The sequence below is a fragment of the Sorangium sp. So ce321 genome (assembly GCF_051530195.1).
Taxonomy (GTDB): Bacteria; Myxococcota_A; Polyangia; order Polyangiales; family Polyangiaceae; genus Sorangium.
In genome coordinates, this window is record NZ_CP150329.1 from 6943526 (window position 1) to 6964229 (window position 20704).

The 20704-nt window shown below is 73.2% G+C and carries 14 protein-coding genes; 8 read left to right on the top strand and 6 right to left on the bottom strand.

Translation table 11 applies throughout. From position 1 onward, the window contains the following. Nucleotides 1-2: 2 nt before the first annotated feature. From WME89_RS25650 to WME89_RS25670, 5 genes are all read left to right on the top strand, one after another. A complete protein-coding gene (locus WME89_RS25650; protein ID WP_438011704.1) occupies nucleotides 3-1124 on the top strand; it encodes a hypothetical protein in 1122 nt (373 codons plus the stop codon). Then, on the top strand, nucleotides 1124-1987 hold the full coding sequence (locus tag WME89_RS25655; RefSeq protein WP_438011705.1) for a formylglycine-generating enzyme family protein: 864 nt from the start codon (nucleotides 1124-1126) through the stop codon (nucleotides 1985-1987). The genes WME89_RS25650 and WME89_RS25655 overlap by 1 nt, the downstream gene beginning before the upstream one ends. A 311-nt stretch (nucleotides 1988-2298) precedes the next feature. Then, nucleotides 2299-2871, top strand: a complete 573-nt coding sequence (locus WME89_RS25660; RefSeq protein ID WP_438011706.1) for a hypothetical protein — start codon at nucleotides 2299-2301, stop codon at nucleotides 2869-2871. A gap of 232 nt (nucleotides 2872-3103) precedes the next feature. Continuing rightward, nucleotides 3104-3736 (top strand): glutathione S-transferase family protein, encoded by a 633-nt coding sequence (locus tag WME89_RS25665; RefSeq protein WP_438011707.1) that lies wholly within the window; start codon nucleotides 3104-3106, stop codon nucleotides 3734-3736. Between the two features lie 114 nt (nucleotides 3737-3850). Beyond that, a complete protein-coding gene (locus tag WME89_RS25670) occupies nucleotides 3851-4246 on the top strand; it encodes a GFA family protein (protein ID WP_438011708.1) in 396 nt (131 codons plus the stop codon). Between the two features lie 359 nt (nucleotides 4247-4605). Here the strand turns inward: WME89_RS25670 and WME89_RS25675 are convergent, their stop codons facing one another. Both WME89_RS25675 and WME89_RS25680 read right to left on the bottom strand, forming a co-directional pair. Next, nucleotides 4606-6159 carry a sigma 54-interacting transcriptional regulator gene (locus tag WME89_RS25675; RefSeq protein WP_438011709.1) on the bottom strand — a complete coding sequence of 518 codons (1554 nt, stop codon included), beginning with the start codon at nucleotides 6157-6159 and terminating at the stop codon, nucleotides 4606-4608. Nucleotides 6160-6215: 56 nt separating this feature from the next. After that, complete coding sequence (locus WME89_RS25680; protein WP_438011710.1) at nucleotides 6216-11165, bottom strand: MG2 domain-containing protein; 4950 nt, start codon at nucleotides 11163-11165, stop codon at nucleotides 6216-6218. 1030 nt (nucleotides 11166-12195) lie between these two features. Here WME89_RS25680 and WME89_RS25685 point away from each other — a divergent pair. Next, nucleotides 12196-13005 carry a hypothetical protein gene (locus tag WME89_RS25685; RefSeq protein ID WP_438011711.1) on the top strand — a complete coding sequence of 270 codons (810 nt, stop codon included), beginning with the start codon at nucleotides 12196-12198 and terminating at the stop codon, nucleotides 13003-13005. A 145-nt stretch (nucleotides 13006-13150) separates the two neighbouring features. Continuing rightward, nucleotides 13151-14113 (top strand): bifunctional methylenetetrahydrofolate dehydrogenase/methenyltetrahydrofolate cyclohydrolase, encoded by a 963-nt coding sequence (locus WME89_RS25690; protein ID WP_438011712.1) that lies wholly within the window; start codon nucleotides 13151-13153, stop codon nucleotides 14111-14113. A 54-nt stretch (nucleotides 14114-14167) separates the two neighbouring features. Here the strand turns inward: WME89_RS25690 and WME89_RS25695 are convergent, their stop codons facing one another. Further along, nucleotides 14168-15022 (bottom strand): SDR family oxidoreductase, encoded by an 855-nt coding sequence (locus tag WME89_RS25695; protein WP_438011713.1) that lies wholly within the window; start codon nucleotides 15020-15022, stop codon nucleotides 14168-14170. Between the two features lie 248 nt (nucleotides 15023-15270). On the opposite strand from WME89_RS25695, the gene WME89_RS25700 reads away from it, so the two are divergent. Further along, nucleotides 15271-16215: a LysR family transcriptional regulator gene (locus WME89_RS25700; RefSeq protein ID WP_438011714.1), complete on the top strand. Its 945-nt coding sequence runs from the start codon at nucleotides 15271-15273 to the stop codon at nucleotides 16213-16215. 192 nt (nucleotides 16216-16407) lie between these two features. Here WME89_RS25700 and WME89_RS25705 read toward each other — a convergent pair whose 3' ends face one another. The 3 genes from WME89_RS25705 to WME89_RS25715 all read right to left on the bottom strand — a co-directional run bounded on the left by WME89_RS25705 (nucleotide 16408) and on the right by WME89_RS25715 (nucleotide 20475). Further along, nucleotides 16408-18006, bottom strand: a complete 1599-nt coding sequence (locus WME89_RS25705; RefSeq protein WP_438011715.1) for a protein kinase domain-containing protein — start codon at nucleotides 18004-18006, stop codon at nucleotides 16408-16410. Nucleotides 18007-18145: 139 nt separating this feature from the next. Beyond that, complete coding sequence (locus WME89_RS25710) at nucleotides 18146-19000, bottom strand: hypothetical protein (RefSeq protein ID WP_438011716.1); 855 nt, start codon at nucleotides 18998-19000, stop codon at nucleotides 18146-18148. A 173-nt stretch (nucleotides 19001-19173) separates the two neighbouring features. Next, nucleotides 19174-20475 carry a hypothetical protein gene (locus WME89_RS25715; protein WP_438011717.1) on the bottom strand — a complete coding sequence of 434 codons (1302 nt, stop codon included), beginning with the start codon at nucleotides 20473-20475 and terminating at the stop codon, nucleotides 19174-19176. Between the last annotated feature and the right edge of the window lie 229 nt (nucleotides 20476-20704).

Genomic DNA, 20704 nt, shown 5'->3' on the forward strand with positions numbered 1-20704 from the left:
CGATGAACGCCTCTCCCGCCCGCGCGCGGCCCGCGCTCGCCCTGTGCCTCGCCGCCGCGCTCTCGCTCGCCGGCATCGACGCCCGCGCCCAGCCCAGCAAGCGGGCGTGCGCTGCCGCCTACGAGCGCGCGCAGGGCCTCCGCCGCGACGGAAAGCTCATCGCGGCGCGCGAGGCGCTCATCGCCTGCTCGCAGCCGACGTGCCCGGCGGCCGCCGTGGCCGACTGCGGGCCATGGCTCGCCGAGGTGGAGAAGAGCCTGCCCTCCGTGGTGATCGCCGCCAGAGACGCAGGCGGACGAGAGCGGCTCGACGTGCGCGTGCTCGTGGACGGGCGCCTCCTCGCCGCGACGCTCGACGGCAAGGCGCTGCCGGTCGACCCGGGCCCGCACACCTTCCGCTACGAGCCCGCGGGAGGCCCCGCCGTCGAGGAGCGCGTGCTGATCCGCGAGGGCGAGAAGAACCGGGCTATCACGGTGATCCTGGGCTCCCCGCCGGCCGGCGCGCCGCCCTCGCCCCGCCCGATCGTCGCGCCTGCCGCGCCCGGCGTGCCTCCGTCTGCCGCGCGCACCGCGCCTCCGCCCGGCGCCCCCCCGCCCTCCGCGCCTCCGCCCGCCGCGACGCCCCCGCCCTCCGCGCCCCCGTCCGCCGCGTCCTCCGCGCCTCCGCTCGCCGCGTCCTCCGCGCCCCCGTCCGCCGCGTCCTCCGCGCCTCCGCTCGCCGCGCCTCCGCTCGCCGCGCCTCCGCTCGCCGCGCCTCCGCTCGCCCCGCCCGTCGCGCCGCCCGCGGAGCGCGCGGTCCCCCCGCTCGCGTGGGCCGCCGGCGGCGTCGGCGTCGCGGGGCTCGGCGTGTTCGCCGTCGTGGGCGCGCTCTCGCTGGACGCCGAGGCCGAGCTGCGCGCCACGTGCGCCCCGCGCTGCCGGGGCGACGACGTGCGCGCCATCCGGGTCCAGCACGCGGTGGCCGACATCGGCCTCGGCGTGGGCGTCGTCGCGCTGGGCGCCGCGGCGTGGCTCTACCTGACCCGGCCGGCCGCCGCGCCGTCGCCGGCCCGCGCGAGCGCGCTCCGGCCGGCGCTCCGTCCGCTCGTCGCCGGCGCCTCCGCGGGCGTCGAGGGGGCCTTCTGATGAGCCGCCGGCCGCCCGCCCACATCGCCGCCGCGGCTGCCCTCGCCGCAGCCCTCGCCTCGGCGTGCACGCTGGTGCGCCCGCTGGACGGCCTCACCTGCGAGCCGGGCGCCGGCGACGCGTCGTGCCTGTACGGCCAGCCCTGCGAGGCCGACGCCGACTGCGCGACGGCCTCGTGCGCGGCGCGCGTCTGCCAGTGCCCCGCCGGCATGGTGACCGTCGAGAGCGCGTTCTGCATCGACCAGACCGAGGTGTCGAACGCCGCCTACCGCCGCTTCCTCGCCACGACCCCGGACATCGAGGCGCAGGAGCCGTTCTGCGCCTTCAACGGCACCTTCGATTTCGACTCCGGCCCCGGCGCCCCCGAGGTGTGCGCGGCCCGCCGCGCCGACGACCCGTACCCCGCCACGTGCGTCGACTGGTGCGACGCGCGCGCCTTCTGCAAGAGCCTGGGCAAGCGCCTCTGCGGCAAGCTCCACGGCGGCCCCTTGCCGTACGGCGACGCTGGGGCGGCGCAGGGCGAGTGGTTCGACGCCTGCAGCAAGGGCGGCGCGCTCGCCCACTCCACCGGCGAGTTCGACGCCCAGCAGTGCAACGGCGACGGCGACGCGACGGTGCCGGTCGGCGATGACGCCAGCATGGCGTGCGAGGGCGGCTATCTCGGCCTGCAGCACATGAGCGGCAACGTCCGCGAGTGGGAAGACTCGTGCTCCGGCGACACCGGCTCCGGCGACCTCTGCGGGACGCGCGGCGGAGCGTTCGACAGCGGCGGCTCGCTCGACGAGCTCCGGTGCGACGCGCGCGACGTCCGACAGCGCGACGACACGGATTACACGATCGGATTCCGCTGCTGCAGCGGGTAGCGCCGGCCGCTCCCCCCGCAGATCCGCCGAGGCTCCCCGGTGCACGCCGGGGCGCCGGGAACCCGGCGGCCGTCCCTGCCCGGCCTGTCGCCCTGACGGCGCGCGCGAGCGCGACCGGCCCGGAGCGCCTCGCCGGGCGGAAGATCGACAGAATCAAGTAATTTCATGCACTTGCATGCAACGCAAAAAAAGTTCGCCCGCCGTGTCGATCCCGCGCCCCCTCGTTCGTCGTGACCGTAGAACCAGGGCTCGTCCGGCCGGGACCGCCGGGCGCGCAGCCTCGATCAGAAGGAGACGTGACGATGCGATCCATGAACACCGTGGGACCGGCGACCAGCGACGCGATGGCAGAGGCGGGGCAGCCCGATCGCTCGCCTCCCCCGGAGCGCCGGACGAGGAGGACCGACGCGGTCCTGCGGCGCATCTCGATGGCAGCGTGCCTGTTCGCCGCCGCGTGCGGCGGGGCGGACGACAGCGAGCCGGAGCCGGGGCCGGAGCCGGTCGCGTGGCAGGACATGAGCATCGAGGAGCGCACCGAGTACATGACCGACGTGGTCATGCCGCGGATGAAGGAGGTCTTCGTCGCGTACGACCCGAAGTTCGAGAGCATGGATTGCGAGACGTGCCACGGCGACGGCGTTGCCAACGGCAGCTACGCGATGCCGAGCGCGGGCATCGCCCCGCTCCCCGGCAGCGAGGAAGGCTTCCTCGAGTGGGTGGGAGACCCGGAGCACCCGGAGCGGCAGGAGTGGACCAACTTCATGTTCGACAAGGTCGTGCCCGAGATGGCCGACCTGCTCCAGATCCCGAGGTTCGATCCGACGACGCAGACAGGCGAGTTCTCGTGCAACTACTGCCACATGCTGGAGGGGGCCGAGCCCTGAGACAACGGCGCCGCGTCCGGCGCGACGCGGGCCCGCGCGAGCTGGCCTGTTCACCCGGGCCCGGCTCGACCTCGGGAGACGCGATGTCTTCTCCGTCTCGCCGCGCCCCCACCGCGGCGCATGGCGGCGCGGCATCCGGGAGCGCCGCTGATCCGGACGGCGGGGAGCGCCGCGCTACCCAGCGATCCGCGGCGCTGCTATGAGGGGCGCACCGGACGGAGGTGCGCTAGCTATGTTGACGATCTACGGGTGCAAGGGGTGCGGCTCGACCTTGATCGAGGCGGTCTGTGCGCTGCTCGGCGAGGAGTTCAAGCTCACCGAGGTGGCGCCCTGGGAGCCCGGACCCGCGGTCGAGGCGCTGAGGGCGCTGAACCCGCTGCTCCAGGTGCCGACGGTCGTGCTCGATGACGGCACGGTGATGACCGAGAGCGTGGCCATCGTCCTCTGGCTGCTCGAGCGGCACCCGGACACGGATCTCGCGCCGCGCCCGGGCGATCCGCGGCGCGCGGCGTTCCTGCGGCGGCTCGTCTACTTCCCCTCGGCGATCTATCCCATGTACACGGTGGGGGACTTCCCCGAGCGATGGGTGAAGGACAAGGCGGCGCAGGCCGAGCTCAAGGAGGCCACCGTGCAGCGCACGCTCGGCTGCTGGAGCGCGCTCGAGGCGAGCTTCGGGGAGGGCCCGTTCTTCCTCGGCGAGCAGATGACCGTGCTCGATGTCTATGCATCCGTGCTCTCGCGCTGGCGCCCGGGCCGGGATCGCATCCGCGAGGTGGCGCCGCGCGCCATCGCGGCGGCCGAGCGCGCCGAGGCGCACCCGAGCGTCGCCCCGGTGATGGCGCGCAATTTCGGCAACGCAGCCTGACGCGGACGCCGGCGCCGTGCGAGGAAACCCGCGCGGTACAGGCGCGCGCGAGCCCACGATGCAGGAGCCGGAGCGGCGCTTCCTGGAGCGGCGCTCGAGGGAGGTGGAGGAGCGATGTTGAGCGGGAGTTGTTATTGCGGTGCCGTGCAGTTCGAGGTCGACGACGCGTTCAGCTACGCGTTCTACTGTCACTGCTCGAGGTGCCGGCGGCGCACCGGCGCCGCCTGCGCCGCCATCGGCGGGATCGAGATCGACAAGGTCCGCGTCACGGCGGGCAGCGAGCTGCTCCTGCGGCTCGGGGAGAGCGAGAACGGATACCGCTGCCTCTGCAAGCAGTGCTGTTCGCCCCTGTACGACGTGGTCCGCGGGCAGGCGTTCGCGCACGTGCAGCTCGGCGCGCTCGACGGCGTGCCGGCGAAGCGGCCGGATCACCACATCCACGTCGCCTCGATGGCGGCCTGGCATCAGATCACGGACTCGTATCCTCGGTTCGACGAGTTCCCGCCATAGACCTGCGCTCCCGGCGCGCGCGGCGGCTCACTTGCCGTTCCGGCGCGCCCTCCGCTCGCGCTTGCGCGCGTTCCTGGCCGCGCTGTTCGTGTTCGCGGCGAGGCGCTCGGACGGCACCAGGCCTGGCTGCCCCGCGCGCGGCGCGGGCCCGAGGCCGCCCGGCGCCGCTGCGGGGAGAGCTCGGCGTGAAAGAAGGCCTGAAGGGCCGGCGACGCCTGGGCCATGTTGGCGCGAATGGCCTGGCTCTCACGCCTTCCGCTCTCGCTCATCTCCACCTCCTCGCCGCCGCGTCGGCGCGTGCCCTGCGAGGACAATGGACGCCCGCGCGCCCTTCCACCCGCGGGGCGCAGGGCCAGCGCTCAGCGCCGGATGTTGTACTTGTCCAGCTTGTAGAGCAGCGCGCGCCGGGAGATGCCGAGCCGCTTCGCCGCGCGCGTCTGGTTGTTCCCCTCGGCGGCGAGCGCGTCCTCGATGCTCTTCTTCTCCAGCTCCGCGAGGCGCGCGGGCATCGGCCCGGCCTCCGCCGGCGCCCCCGCGCTGGCCGGCGCCCCCGCGCTGGCCGGCGCCCCCGCGCTGGCCGGCGCCCCCACGCTGGCCGGCGCCCCCGCGCTGGCCGGCGCCCCCACGCTGGCCGGCGCCCCCGCGCTCGGGGGGCCTGCGCCGCCCTCGACCACGGAGGCAGGCAGGTGCTCGACCTCGACGACGCCGGCGTCGGCGAGCACGACGGCGTGCTCGACCGCGTTGCGCAGCTCGCGCAGGTTGCCGGGCCACGCGTGCGCCTCGAGCACCTTCATCGCGGCCGGCGCGAACCGCGGCGCCCGCTCCCCCATGCGCTCGGCGACCTGGCGCGCGAAGCGGTGTGCGAGCAGCGCGATCTCGGCGCGCCGCTCGCGGAGCGGCGGGACGCGGAGGACGAACGTGCTGATGCGATAATAGAGATCCTGCCGGAACCTCCCGGCTGCCGCCTCGGCCTGCAGATCCCTGTGCGTGGCGCACACGACGCGCACGTCGAGCTCGATCTCCTGCGTGCCGCCGATCCGGGCCATGCGCCGGCTCTCGAGCACGCGCAGCAGCTTGGCCTGCATGGCGAGGGGGAGCTCGCCGATCTCGTCGAGCAGCAGCGTGCCGCCCTGCGCCGCCTCGAAGTAGCCGATCTTGCGGCGGTCCGCCCCGGTGAACGCGGCCTTCTCGTGGCCGAAGAGCTCGCTCTCGAGCAGCGTCTCGGGCAGCGCCGCGCAGCTGAGCCGCACGAAGGGCCCCCCGGCGCGCGGGCTCGCGCGGTGGATCTGCTCGGAGACGACCTCCTTCCCCGACCCGGTCTCGCCGAGGACGAGCACCGTGGTCTGCGCGCGCGCGAGGCGCTGCACCACCTGGAAGACCTTCACCATCGCCTCGTCCGCGACGACGAACCCGGCGCCCTGACCGGACGAGGGGCCCTCCAGCTCCGCCGCCGCGGCCCCGGGCGGCGCCGCCTGGATGGGCGCCGGCGCGGCGATCGCGACGACGATCTCGGCCGGGCCCATGCGGATCACGTCGCCGCCAGCGAGGGCCCGCTCGGCCGCGCGCACGACGGCGCCGTTCACGGAGGTCCCGTTGCGGCTCCCGAGGTCGGCGAGCGCGAGGGCGTCGCCGCGCCGCGCGATCTGCGCGTGGTTGCGCGACACGCGGGGGTCGTCGATGCAGACAGCGGACTCCGGCGCGCGGCCGATCGCGACGACGTCGCCGTCGGCCATGTCGATCACCCGCGCCGCGCCGTCGCCGGCGCGGACGATCAGGGACGCCTGGCCCGGCGCCGTCCGCTCGCCGGGCGCGCCCTCGGCGGCGTCCAGCTCGGTCGCTACCTCGGCCGCGGCGGGCGGCAGCTCCACGCACGCCGGAGAAGCTGCCTGTGGACGAGGATCTCGCTCCGCCATGCCGTTCCGAAGGTTGCGCGAGTGTACGACGCCCGCGCAACCCCCGGCAACGGCGCTCACTCCCCGAGGACTTGCAGGGTCTGCGCCCCGGAGAAGCTCTGCTGCTCCGGCTGGTAGTACGGGTGCACCTCGGCGCCGCCGTCCTCGGCCTTCACCGGCATGGTCGCCTGCAGCCGGTACTGGAAGGCGGCCGCGCCGCCCGCGGGGATCTCCGTCACGTAGAGGATGAGCTGCTTGCCCGTGATCTCGAACTTCGAGAGCTGGCCCGCGGCGATGTGCTCCTGGAGATCCTCGGTCAGGAGCTGGAAGCCGGGCGGGAGCCCGACGGTCACGAGGACCATGTTCTGCGCCGCGTCGGTCGTGTTCCGGACGTCGAGCGACGCCGTCACGATGTCGTTCACGTAGAGCTGCGTCTTGTCGTAGCTCACGCTGACCTTGAGCGGCCCGCCCCCGTCGCTCGGCACCGCGCTCCACGGCAGGTTGTGGCGGCTCACCACGTTGTAGCTGAGCTTCCCTTCCCCCGCGAAGGACAGCGTGACCTCGTGCGCCCCGGTGGTCGCGAGGCGCGTGAGGTCGAGCGTCGTCATGACGTCGGCCTGGTCCTCGCGCAGCGAGACCGTGCTCGTCGGCTCGCCGTCGACGGCGACGGTCAACGACCCCGTGGCGCCCTCGGTCCCCTTGCTCGCGGCGAGGAGCAGGGTGCGCAGGCTCCAGATCGTCGCCTGCGTGGAGCCGAAGTTGCCGTTCGGGTCCTTCGACTGCGTCAGGAACTTCACGCCGCCGTCGGCGCTCGCCCGGTGCGCGTCCGCCGAGAGCAGCGCGTGCGCCGCGAGCGCGGTGGTCGTGACCTTCGCGTCGTCGCCGTACTCGTAGAACGACGTCTGCGTGCCGCCGTCGTCCCAGAAGAACGCGTCCCCTTCCGCCGTCTTGCGGTCGTCGAGGGCGTCGAGCACCCGGTCCGTCAGCGCGCTGGAGGGGTCGGCGACGGCGAGGGCGTTGGCCACGATCGCCAGCGTGTACAGGTCGTCGGTGGCCGGCTGCACCGCCCCGGCCAGGTAGCCGAGCCCCGCCGAGATCTGGGGCCCCGTGTACCCGGCGCTCGCGAGCGCCCAGAGCACGAAGGCGCTGTTGCGGAGCGTGCCCGTGTGGAAGCTGAAGAACTCCGTCTGATCGCCCTCCCACGTGCCGTCCGCCTTCTGCTGCCCGGCGAGCCAGGCGACGGTCCGGGCGAGCATCGCCTCGTCCACGGCGTGCACCTTGATCATGTCGGCGAACTCCATCACGCCGAACGCGGTGACCGACAGGAACGGGTGCCCGTCCTGCTCGCCGAACCAGGAGAAGCCGCCGCCGGGGTGCTCGAACGTGAGCAGGCGCTGGTACCCCGCCGAGATCAGCGACTCGGCCTTCATCTGGATCTCCGGGGTGATCTGGCCCGTCTGCTTCATGTACTGCGTCACGAGCACGTTGGGCCAGGTCGTCGAGGTGGTCTGCTCGAAGCAGCCCGACGGCACCTGGAGCATGCTGTCCATGCCGCTCACGACCTGCGACAGGAACGCGGGGTAGATCTCGACGTAGAGCTGGTTCGAGCCGACGACAGCGCCCTCGGGGAAGGAGAGCGCGTGGGTCGCGCTGCCCGGCTCGAGCATGCCCGACTGGCTGTCGGCGAACGGCTTGCCGTCCGGGACCACGCGCACGGTGCGGGCCACGGCGTCGGCGCCCTCGGTGCCCCGCGCGGTGACCGTGAGCGAGTTGACGCCCACGGTGTCGACGCGCACCGGGAAGCGGACGCCGCGCACCTCGCCCGGGGCGAGGGACACCTGCGTGGACGTCGCGCCGAGCGGGGTGTACCAGCTCCCCGGATCGAGGGTGAGATCGACCGTCTGCGGCGTCTCGAGGTAGTTGTAGACCGCGATCGGGAACTCGACCTCATCGCCGCGCGTGAGCGTCGCCGGGAAGCTCACGTCGACGAAGAAGTCCTGGAACACCTTGAAGCCGCTCTGCACGCCGCCGAGCTTGCCGTCGGCCGAGTTCGCGAGCGCCGACAGCCGCCACTCGGTGATGCTGTCCGCGAGCGGGATGCTCAGGGTCGCCGTGCCGTCGGAGCTCGTGATCACGCTCGGGTTGACGTACAGGGTCTCCGGGAACTCGCGCCGGACGCGCGGCCCGCTGTCGCCGCCGCCGGCGGCGCCGCTGCCGGTACCCCCGGCGGAGCCGCCGCCCGCCCCGCTCGCCGCGCTCGCGACCGAGCCCGTGCCCCAGCCGTCGCCCTCGGCGGCGGGATCGCCTCCGGCCGCCCAGTCCTGCACCGGCACGACGATCCCGAGGTCGTCGAACGTGAACGCGATCGACGCGTCATCCTGGGTCTGCGCCACCTCGTCGGGCCCCGACGATCGCAACGCGAACCCGCCCTGGCCGCCGACCACCGCGTACGCGTTGCCCCACACGTCAAACGCCTTGAAGCGCTCGGTCGTCCGCTGCGCGAGCAGCTCGACGTACATGCCTTCCGGCGTGCTGCAGAAGTACTGGGCCGGCTCGCAGCCGAGCGCCTTGAGCTCCTGCGCGGCGCCCGCGGTAGCCTCCGCGAGCCAGGGCTTGAGCCCGCCCTTCTGCCGCTCGTGGAACGGCGCGAGCTCCGCCTGCACGTGCACCAGCACGGTCGGCCAGGTGCGCGCCTGGAGGCCGGTGAGCGACCGGCCGGCGAGCGCGGCGAGCGACGCCTGGGTCGTGCGCTGCGCGGCCTCGGCCTGCTCGGGGTCCTCGCTCGCCGTCGCGCTGAACAGCAGGTTCTGGAGGTTCGCTTGCGGGCCGTGGATCTCGTAGCTCGGCTTCGCGAACTCGTCCTCCAGCTCGAAGTAGGTGCGGAGCAGCCCGGGCTGGGCGTCGACCAGCGCGAACACGGCCTGGTCGACCACCTGGACGCCGACCGCGGCGACCTTCGGGTTGCCCGCGTCGTCCTTGACCGAGAGCCGCAGCGTCGCCGTCTCGCCCGGCGCATACAGCGGCTTGTCGGCGTCGACCTTGATGCTGAGCGCGCTGTCCCCGCGCGCGAAGACCGTGCGGCCCGAGCGGACCAGGTTGCCGTCGTCGTCGACCAGGTACGCCTCGACCCGGTTGCTGCCGAGCAGGCCGGCGTCGACGGGCATGCTGAAGCGCGCGCGCCCGCCCTCGAGCTCGAGGGATCGCATGTCGACGGCCTGGCCGTCGTTCAGCCAGTCGATGTAGACGCTGCCCGCCTCCTCGCTCGACTCGATGGAGACCTCGATCGTCTCGCCTGTCTCGTACACGGCGCGGTCGGTGCGCACGATCAGGTGCTCGCCGCCCGCCTGGGCCGCGAACGAGAACGACTGCGTCACAGTCCGGTCGCCCACCTTGGCCCGGACCTTGAAAGTGCCGTCCGACGAGCCGGCCGGCTCGCCGGATGGTTCATCGTCCGACGGGCCGCCCGACGCGCCGAGCGGCGGGGTGAACGTCACCGCGGCCTGGCCGAAGGCGTCGGTGCGCGCGGTGAGCCGCGAGCCGTCCGGCGCCTCGATGACCGCCTCCGTGTCGGGGAGCGGCGCCCCGAGCGGGTCGGTGACGAAGAGCAGGAGCGTGTTGGGCACCCCGGGGACGAGCTCGCGCGCCTCGGGCACGAGCACGATGGAGGCCACGTCCGCGGCGACCTTCACCGGGATGGCCTTGGTGACCTCCTGACCTGCCGTGTCCGCGACGGTGACCGTGAGCGTCACGGCCGCGTCGCCCTGCTCCAGCGGCAGGCCCGCGAGGCTCGGCGGCAGCGCCACGCTGAACCCGTAGTGCCCCTCGGCGTTGAGCTCGCCCAGGATGCGCTGGAACGTCGTCTGGCCGACGTCCAGCGACGCGGCCTCGATCGTCACGCTGCCACCGGCGACGGTCTTGCCGAAGAAGTAGCGCGCGTCGATGGTGCCCACCACCGTGTCGCCCGCGCTGTACCAGGGCTTGTCGGTCTTCACGGCGACCTCGAACCGCGGCAGCGCGTACTGCCCCACGCTGACTGTCTTCTCGGTCGTGGCCTCGCCGCTGACGAGGCGGACCTTGAAGTCGCCGACGTTCACGATGGAGCCAATCTGGAACGTCGTCGCGGCGACGCCGAACGCGTCGGTCACGACGGGCTTCTTGAAGATCTTGTTGCCCTTGCCGTCCTCCACCTCGAACGTGACCGACTCGCGGGCGAGCGGCGCGTTGTTGCCCCGCTCGAGCGCGAGCGCGCGGAGGTGGATTGTCTGGCCGGGCTTGTACAGGGGCTTGTCCGTGGTGAGGAGCAGCTTCGGCCCGGGCCCCTCGACGGTGACGTGCTCGTCGATGACCGCCCTCACCCCGAAGCCGTCCGCCTCCGCCGAGACCGGGTGCTCGCCGAGCGCGCCGGGCTCCACCTCGAACACCGCCGCGCCGAGCGCGTCCGTCGTCCCGCGGAGCTGCCGCGCCGCGTTTCCCTCGCCCACCGAGAGCTCGACGTCCACGCCGGCCATCGCCTGGTAGGTGAAGGGGTCTGTCGCGCGCACGCGGTAGCTCGCGGGGCGTCCGCGCACGACGCGCGCCGGCCCCTCGAGCTGCACGTCATAGGGCGGGATCACCCGGAGCAGGCTCCGCGTCACGACGAGCCCCTCCTCCGACCCGTCGTCGATGCGGACGAGGTACCGCGCGAGGCCCGGCTGCGCGCTCACGGACGGCGCCTTCAGGCGGGCCTCCGCGGTCGCGCCGGCCGCGCTCGGGATCTCGACGTCGACCTCGGTCGTGCCTTGTTCCTTGTCCGCGTCGATATCGACGAGCGTGACGCGCAGGTGGCCGCGGGTCGCCCCGGCGGTCAGGTTCCGCACCGGGATCTGGAGGCGCAGGTCGCCCTCCTCGATCACGCCCCGCAGCTTGGCTTCGTCGACCTCGATCGTGCCGTTCTTCGGCTGATCGGGGCGGCCAAACGTCTTTGGCGGTGCCTCATCGGAAGAGCAAGCCCCCGAGAACGCGCCCGCGAGCGCCAGCGCGGCCAGCACGTGAGGGGAGCTCCAGCGTCGGCGGAGAGCATCGAAGCGTACGCGCATAAGTCCAGTCCTCCCGAAGGCCCTGGCACACGCCCAGCGGCCGGCGCGTAGGTTGCATCAGGCGTACCAACGACCGAGAGCAGCAAATCCGCGGGAATATCGCGAGCCGGGTACGGAGGTGTGCCACGGTGTGCCCAGGATCTGGCTCACCTGGCGGTCCGGCGCGGTCCTCGGGGGGCGGGGCCGCGCCGGGGCGGAGCTCGTTCCGGAGCTGCCCCCGGTCCGCGGGCGAGGAGGAGCGAGCTCCCCAGCTGCGCCGTGGCGTCGCGCCATCCCAGCTCATGTGAGCCCGATCCCAGACCCCTGGCAAATGCAGAGAGGGTGCCCCTCAGGCACGGCAGTGGGCAGTAAAGCACTGACACCAAACACTCCCAGACGATCTTTCTCTATCAGCGACGATACCATCAGCGTGCGGGCCAAGCATTCGAAGAGAAAATTTGAACCACAGAGGCACAGAGGACACAGAGGACACAGAGGAGAGAGAAAGAAAAAAAAACAACTTCTCCTCTTCTTCTCTGTGCCCTCTGTGCCTCTGTGGTTGCCTTCTTCGACTGTCGGGCTTTCTAGGTTGACGATGGAAGCCTCTGGTGAATGCGAGAGGCACCGCGCGTGCGTTTGGCGCTGACACATCCACGCGGAGTCGCAGCCACGCGCTCATGCCGACTCGCCGACTCGCATCACCGGCGAGTCTTCGCGCACCGGCGAGCCTCGATGACCGAGGAGCGCACGGCGCGAGATTGCGCGCGGCGCCTCGTCTCCAGGATGAGGTCGCCAGGCTCGCGTACCCGCGCTCACCGGCGCCCCTTCCGCGGCGCGTGGGGACGCATTTGCCAAGCAGACGGCGTGCCGTCCCGCGCCCGGCCCCGCGCCGACGACGAGCGCTGCGCCCGGCCATGAAGTTCGCCGGCCCTCCACTGGACATCGACGCCTGCCCGTCTCAGGCTCTCGCTCGAGCACGAGGCTCTTAGTCTGAGGAGGAATCATGCAGATCGACTTCGAGATGCCCGTGACCGCCGAGGGCGGCCTCGCGGCAGGCGTGCTCGACCGGGTCCTGGTCGACCGGGAGCGCGGCGTGGTGACCCATGTGGTGCTCCGTTCACCGCTGGCGAGCGAAGAGCTGCTTGTATCGATGGACCTCGTGCAGGGCACGGCCGGGGGGCGCCTCCAGCTGCGGCCGGGTCGAGACGAGCTCCTGGCGATGCCCCGGTACTACGAGGGGCGGACGACAGCGCAGCCGGCGGGGCGCGTCGACACCTCGCTGGTGCCGCAGCCGCCCGAGCGCAGGCAGGAGCTGGACGAGGCGCTGGGCGTCACCGACGATACGGTCGAGCTCGGCCCCGAGACGCGGGTGATGACCGCCGACGAGGCCGAGGTGCAGCTCATCGGCGTGGGCGCGAACGACCCCGGCAACGACATCTCGCGGCTCCGCGTGCGCGGCCCCGCGGGCGCCGAGGCCGACTTCCCCGCCTCCTGGATCAGCGTGATGCGCGAGGACGTCGTGGCGCTGACGGTGACGCGGGACGACGTGCTTCAGGCGCGCCCCCTGCCGCGGCGCCGTGACGGGAACCTCGCCGATCTCGAGGGGCTCTCGGGCATGGGCGGGCTCGACGGCGACACGCCCGAGGAGGTGTTCGGCGCGGACTTCGTGGACGAGCTGCGCGACAAGGGGGGCATGGTCCTCAACGTGCCTGGCACCACCGGCCCCGCCGGCGAGGCGACCGACAACCGCGCAGCAGAGCCCGTCGACGCCGGCGCGGCGGCCGGCGCGGAGCGGCGGCACCCGTCACGCTGAGTCAGATGGCGAGTCTCGAAACCGCGCTGCGGTGAGCTCCGGGCCATCCAACGTCCGAGTCGTCGCGCGTGAGCTCACGGGCGGCGCGAGGTGGCGCGGCGTGACGCGTACGGAGCGGCCGGAAACTTGACAGCGATGCTGGCGCGTGCTCGTCTCCGCCCCCAGGATGGACCCGCAACACAAGCCGCCGAGCCCGGATGCTCGCACGGCCAGCGTCATCGATCCGAACGTGGTGGCGGAGCAGTTCCGCCGCGAGGTCCGGGAGGAGCTCGCCGCCCTGCCTGAGCCCCTGTTCCTCGTCGGCGTGCTCGCGGCGGATCACGGCCCCTCGTACACCTACGCGGAGTACACGCGCAAGGCGTGCGAGGACGTGGGGGTCCGCTTCGAGATCCGCCACGCCACGCGCCTCAGCGCCGAGGCCGCCATCCGCTCGGCGAACGCGGATCCGGGCGTGCACGGGATCATGGTATATTACCCGATCTTTGGCACGGAGCAGGACGTGTACCTGCGGGACAGCGTCGATCCTTCCAAGGACATCGAGGGGCTCCACACGTTCTGGGCACGTTGCCTGTACGGCAACCAGCGCTTCCTGGACGGGGCGAGGACGAAGAAGGCGATCTTGCCCTGCACGCCGCTCGCGATCCTCAAGCTGGTCGAGGCGGCCGGCTTCTTCGGCGAGGGCGAGCGGCCGCTCGCGGGCCGGAGCGTTTGCATCTTCAACCGCAGCGAGGTGGTCGGGAGGCCGCTCGCGAGCATGATGGCGCACGACGGAGCGCACGTGACCTCGTTCGACATCGACGGTCCGCTGCTCTTCGTCCCCAGCCCGTCCGGCGACACGCACGAGGTGCACGAGACGACGGTGGACCGGGCGAGCGCGCTGCGGCAGGCGGACATCGTGGTGACCGGCGTGCCCTCGCGGAGCTTTCCTCACGTGCAGGCCTCCGAGATCCGCGAGGGCACCCTCTGCATCAACTTCTCTACCCTCAAGAATTTCAGCGACGATATCCAGAGCAAGGCCAAGGTGTTCGTGCCGCGCGTCGGGCCCATGACGGTGACCATGGCCATCCGCAACAGCCTTCGCCTCTACAAGAACGCCCACCAGGGCTGAGCCCGGACCGCAAGAACGCCCACCAGGGCTGAGCCCGGACGGCCCGCGGCGGCGTCAGTCCCCGGTCCACGCCCGTGCGTGCTCGCGCGCCCAGGCCTCGAAGGTCGCCGGCTTGCGCCCGGTCACGCGCTCGACCGTGTCGGTCTGCACGGCGCCGTTCCCCGCGCGGATGCGCTCGATCAGCTCGCCGAGGGCGGCGGCGAACGGCGGGGGCATGCCGGCCTCGATCATCCTCCGCGTCGCTGCCTCGACCGAGACGTCCACGCGCCGCAGCGGCGTGTCGAGGACGCGCGCGAGGATCTCCACCTGGTCCGGCGTGCTGAGCAGCTCGGGGCCTGTCACCTCGAGCGCCTGTCCCAGGAAGTCTCCCGTGACCATCGCGCGCGCGGCGACAGCGGCGATGTCGCGCGGGGCGACGGGCGCTGTCTTGCCGTCCCCGTGGGGGTTATAGACGACGCGATCCGCCTTGATCGACCGGGCCCACTGGAAGGTGTTGGACATGAAGGTGCCCGGCCGGACGAACGTCCATGGGAGCCCGGACGCCCTGACGAGGTGCTCCCGCTCGGCGTGGTGCTTTGCGAGCTGCACCGTCGGAGCGCCGGCGCTGAAGCTCGACAGGAGGACGACGCGGGGCGCGCCGCTCGCCTGCGCTGCCGCGATGAAATTGCGGACGTGCTCGATGCCCTCCGCGCCGCCCACGGGCAGCAGGAACGCCGCCCGGACGCCCTGGAGCGCCGCCGCGATCGTGTCCTGTCGCGCGAGGTCTCCAACGGCCTTGTCGACCTTGTCGCCCCAGCGGGCCACTTTGCGCTCATCGCGCGTGAAGACGCGGACCGCCTCGCCCGCGTCGAGGAGCTCCTCGACGACTTCCTTGCCGACGTTCCCGGTGGCACCCGTGACCAAGTACATGTGTGTCTCCTTCCGGGTGGCTCCCTCCCGCGCGCGGCGCGGCGCGGCGCGGCGCGGCACGACGCGACTCGACGCCTCCCGCGCTCACGGGACAGATATCGAGTCGTGCCGCGCGCGCCCTCGCGTCGCGTCTGCGACGCGTGCGCGACAGGGGCGAGCCACCCTCTCTGGACAGAGCTTATGGCTGTTCCACGCGCCTGATTAGTCTTGACCGGCAGGAAGAATAGTTCCATGGGTGGAACAATCCGATGCTCCCCGACCTGAACGAGATCGCTGTCTTCACCAGGGTGGTCCAGGCGGGCAGCTTCACGCGGGCCGCGCGCGAGCTGGGGATGCCGAAGTCGACGGTGAGCCGGAAGGTGTCCGAGCTCGAGGCGCGGCTCGGCGCGCAGCTGCTCCGGCGCACGACGCGCAAGCTGAGCCTGACGGACGTCGGCACGGCGTACTACGAGCGCTGCGCGCGCATCGTGGCCGAGCTCGACGACGCGGACCGGACCGTGACGCAGATGCAGGAGGGGCCGCGCGGGCTCCTGCGGGTCACGGCGCCGCTGCACTTCGGGTGGGTGGGCGGCGTCGTGGCCGAGTACCTGCGGATCCACCCCGAGGTGAGCGTGGAGGTGGTCTGCACCGATCGCGTCGTCGATCTCGTCGCGGAGGGGTTCGACGTGGCGCTGCGGTTCGGCGCGCCCAGCGACACCTCGCTCGTCGCGCGGCGCCTCGGGGCCCTGCCCCGTTACCTGGTGGCGGCGCCCGCGTACCTCGCGCGGCGCGGCGCCCCGCGCGCGCCGGCGGATCTCGCGGGCCACGACGTCGTCGCGTCGGCCGGGGCGCGCGCGGGGGAGCCGCCCGGCGCGCGGTGGGTGCTGCACCGCGGGGCGCGGCGCGCGGAGGTGCGGGTCGCGCCGCGGGCGACGGCGAACAACCTCGAGGTGCTGCACCGGGTCGTGCTCGCGGGCGTGGGCATCGGGATGCTGCCCGCGATGCGCTGCGAGCAGGACGTCCGCGAGGGGCGCCTCGCGCGCGTGCTCGACGAGTGGAGCCCGGTCGAGGTGCCGCTGCACGTCGTCTACCCGGGCACGCGGCATCTATCGCCGAAGGTGAAGGTGTTCCTCGACCTGGTGCGCGAGCGCATCGCCCCCGCGCTGCGCGAACGACGGGAGGCGCGGGCGGGCGCCGGGCGGAGCGACGCCTGAGGCGGCGCCGCGGCCGTACCAGGGGGCTCCTGCGGCGCCGCGGCGCGGGGGAGCGCGCCGGCGGGGCCGGGCGGCTTCACATGGCGCCGGCGGGGCCGGGCGGCTTCACATGGGCTCGGTCGGGGCGTCCTGGCGAGGCCGGGAGGCTCTACATGGGGTCGGTCGGGGCGTTCCGGCGAGGGCCGGACAGCGTCACATGTGGTCGGTGGGGTCGTCCCGGGGGATCCTCGGCCGGGCGGGCTGCGGCGTGGCCTTCGTGGAGGACGGCGACGGCCGCTGAGGCGCGTCCACAGACGTGGGCGCGGCGGCCGGCGCCGCGGGGGCCGAGGACGCGCCTGGCGCGGCGGAGGCGCTGTGGGAGGCCGCTGGCAGGGGCTCCGTCGCCGTGACGACGGGCGCGGTCGCCGGGGGCGCGGCGGCGGGCGGCTCGGAGGCCGCCTGGTCGAGGCGCGGCGCCGGCGCGTCGCCCGGCGCGGGGGCGCGAAGCACCGCGTAGGTGCCGAGCCCGAGCACGATCGCGAGCGCCCCGAGGGCGAGCGGGACCCAGCGCCGGCGGGCGCCGGCCGGCGGCACGACGAGGGTCTCTCCGGAGGGGGCCAGCGTGCTGGCAGTCGCCTCGAAGGGCGGCGCGCCGCCCTCCGCGCCGCCGCTGCTGGAGGAGCGGTGCGGGACGGAAGCGGCCCCGCCCCGCAGCGTGGACGCGAACGCGTCGGGGCTCGCGGCGTTCGCACCTGGGCCTGCGGCGATCGCCCCTGGAGCCGTCCCTATCGCTCCTGGAGCCGTCCCTATCGCTCCTGGAGCCGTCCCTATCGCTCCTGGAGCCATCCTTATCGTTTCTGGGCTCGCGACCGCCGTTCCCGACGCGCCGTCGTGGCCGGCGAGCGGGTGCGGCGCTCCCTCTGCGGGCGCCGACGGCTGCGGGGCTCTGATCTGCGCGCCGGGCAGGTGGACCGCCGCATGAAAGGCCTCGGCGAGCTCGCTCGCGCTCTGGAAGCGATGCTCCGGGTCGCGCATGAGCGCGCGCGCGAAGAACCTGTCCACCTCGGGCCCGAGCTCCGGAGCGAGGCTCGACGGGAGGGGGAAGTCCTCCGTGCAGATCGCCACGAACACCTCGCCGATCTCCTCGCCCGGAAAGGGGAGACGGCCCGTGAGGCAGCGGTAGATGATCACCCCGACCGACCAGAGATCGCTCCGCCGGTCGAGGGACTTGCTCCGGCGCACCTGCTCGGGGCTCATGTAATAGGGAGAGCCCACGAGCGTGCCCGTCTTCGTCTCCTTGCCGGCCAGCAGCATGCCCTCCGCCTTCGCGATCCCGAAGTCGAGGACCTTGACGAGCTCGTCCTCGTCCTGGCGCGAGAGGAAGAGGTTCGCCGGCTTGAGGTCGCGGTGGATGACCCCCGTCTCGTGCGCGCGGCGCAGGGCCTTGCACACCTGCGTGACGATGGTCAGCGTGGCCGCCCCGGTGAGCCGCCCCTCGCGCGCGAGCCGCGTCTCCAGGTCCTCGCCCTCGAGGAGCTCCATCACGAGGAAGGGCGTATCGTCCTCGATCCCGTAGTCGTGCACGTGGACGACGTTCGGGATCTTGAGCTGCGCCGCGGCCCTCGCCTCGCGCTCGAAGCGCGCGCGCGCGGTGGTCGAGGCGGCGTACTCGGACGCCATGAGCTTGACCGCGACGCCGACGTCGAGCTGGAGGTGCCGGGCCACCCAGATCGACCCCATGCCGCCCCGCGCGAGCATGCGCTCGAGGCGGTATCGACCCGCGATGACGCTGCCTTCTGCGAGTGAAGTCATGAGCCTCGGCCTCTCGCTGGGAGTACGCATCCAGGGGCCTGGGAGTCAACTCTCCGGGGCGCCTCGCGCTCAACGAAGCAGGCGGATGCGCCGCCCGCAACAGGATCCGGGCCGGCGCGAGATCGCGCGAGCGCGCCGCCTACCTGCCCCGCGGACGCCTCGTCGCGCTCGCGGCGTCGGGCGCCGCCGCCGCGGTGAAGCCTCGCCCCGCGCCCTGCGGCGCCCGGAGCTCGCTCGCGCGCGTCCGCCGCGCGGGCGGGCTTCCCTGCGACGTGAGCTTCTCCAGCGCCGCCTGCACGTCGGCGCGCACGTGCGGCCCGAGGAGCTTCTCCGCCATGACGGTCAGCCGCCCGGCGAAGGTGGCCATGATGCAGCCCGCGCGCTGGTCGTCGCGCTCCGGCGACCCGGAGCGCCGGTAGTGCCGCCCGTAGTCGCGCGTGATGGCCCCGAGGTCGCCGCCGACGTGGACCGCCTGCCTCATGAAGAGCCTCGCGGCGCGCTCGTTGGCGATCGGCGGCATCTGCGCGAGCGTCAGCGCGACGTCGGTCCTGCCCACGGCGAGCAGCATGGAGGTCACGCGCTGGCGCGAGATCTCGACGAGCCTCGGCGCGAGGGCGTGCTCGTCGAAGACGTGGACGCCCGCCGGAACGAGCGCTCTTCCTCCGTCACCGAGCTCGTTCAGGAATGCGTTCAGCACCGGCGAGCGCGTCGGCTCTGCGTGCAGGTACTCCCGCGCGCTGCCCGCGGCGGGCGCGCCGCCCGCCGCGGGCGCGCCGGTCGGCGCGGGTGCGCCGGTCGGCGCCGGATCCGGGCTCGCACCGGGCCTCGCGGCCGCGTGAGGCCGCGCCGCCCGCGCCCGCCGCGCCCGTTCGAAGTGCCGCTCCGCGCTCCCGGCGCGCTCTTTCTCCGCGGCGGGATCGGTCGCGTCGAGCAGCGCGGCCAGCCCAGCGGCTCGCGCGGCGGTGACGTGCGGAAGGGGTTTCTGGCTGGACATTCGAGCAGGGTTTCTCGGCCGGGAGCTGCTCGGGCGTGTACCACGCCGCTCGAACAGTTGTACAGCACTGAACCCCGGTTCCAGAGCTCACGCACGCCGGCGCGCTGCCGCGGCGATACACGAGCTCGACGCCCCGTCATGCCGGGTCGCGCGCGGCGCCGCGCCGCGGCCGCCTACTCCTGTGAGATGTACGCGACCAGAAAGCACATCTCCTGATTCGTGCCCTCGCCCCAGGCGACATCGCGCGGAGGGTCGTTGTACTGATCGGGGCTGGCGGCCGAGTTGTCCCACGTGCACTCGGTCACGAGCCGCTGTCCGGGCAGGAGCGTCACCGGCTCGTCGAACATGTAGAGCGCCTGATGGTGGAACTCGAACGCGCCGCGCGCCAGGCACGACGTGGCGCCGGCGTCGTCCTCGATCCACGCATTGTACGACCGGCCGAGCAGGTGCATGTGCGGCAGCAGGCCGTAGATCTTCGTCGGCGACCCGACGCTCTCGAGGCTGGACCGCTCGGTGTGCGCCGCCGCGCCCGCGGGGATCGTGAACGGCACCGGGCCGAAGACGTCCATCGTGACCTCCGTGTCGAGCTCCCCGGGCGCCGTGCGCAGGTGGTAGCTCGACCGGTCGACAGCGCCGAGCTTGCGCGGAGAATAGTAATGGAGCTGGAGGACGAGCTGGTCGTCCGGCGCGATCCGGAGGCCGGTGCCCGCCGGGAACTCGGTCCGCCCTCCCCCCGGCGCCCAGCCATGGAGGAGCTGCCAGTCGAGCTCGAGGACGGGCTCGCGGCACGCAAAGCCCTTCGCGCCCGGCGGAGCGCCGTAGCCGGCGCCCGCGTCGTGCCCCTGATCCCGGTAGAGCGCCATGTGGTGCACCACCTCCGGATCGCCAGGGAGCGCCTCGAGGCTCGTGATCCAGGCCGGCGCGTCGAGGGGGTTGTCGAGGATCATGCAGTAATACTCGTTGCCGTCGGCGTCGGGCGCGACCTCGTGCGCCTCGGGCATCTCGAGCACGACGTCGGGATCGCCGAGGTGGGGAGCCGGAGGGCCCGGCGGCGGCGCCTCCGACGGATCGCCGAGCGGGGCGCCCGCGCTCGCCCACGCGGCGAAGCGCTCGCGCTCCGCGGCGTCGAGGTTCATCCGATCCGCGCCCGCATAGGGACGGCACGAAGGGTCGAGCGCCGGCGGCGGCATCTCGCCGCTCGCCACCCGCGCGGCCATTCGCCCGGAGAGAGCGCGCGCCGTCGCCGCGTCCGTGAGGGTCACCCCGCCGACGCCGCCGCTGTCATGGCACGACGCGCACGCGCGCTGCACGAGCGGCTCGATGTCCCTGTGCCACGTCACCTCCGCCTGCGGCTCCGGCTCGGGCTCGGGCTCCGGCTCCGAGCCTGCTCCGCACCCGGCCACGGCCAGCGCCAAGAGCGCCACCGCCACGAAGCTCGCTGCATACCGCCCCCGCTCGCACCTCGAAGAAGCCATCTGACCACCTCCTCCCGCGCCGCAGCGCGAAGCCCGTCGAGCGCCTCGCCGGCCGACCCAACAGGTGAATGAATCTGTTGTTTAAAACATATGTTTAACCAGGTCAAGGAGGAGAGCACCCCTCCGACGCGCGGCGCGAACAGGAGGGCGGCGTCAGGGGGCGGATCGTCGCGGCGCGCAGCGCGCTCATCGGACGCGCGGGGATCGACGCGCGCGCCTCTGGGGGCAG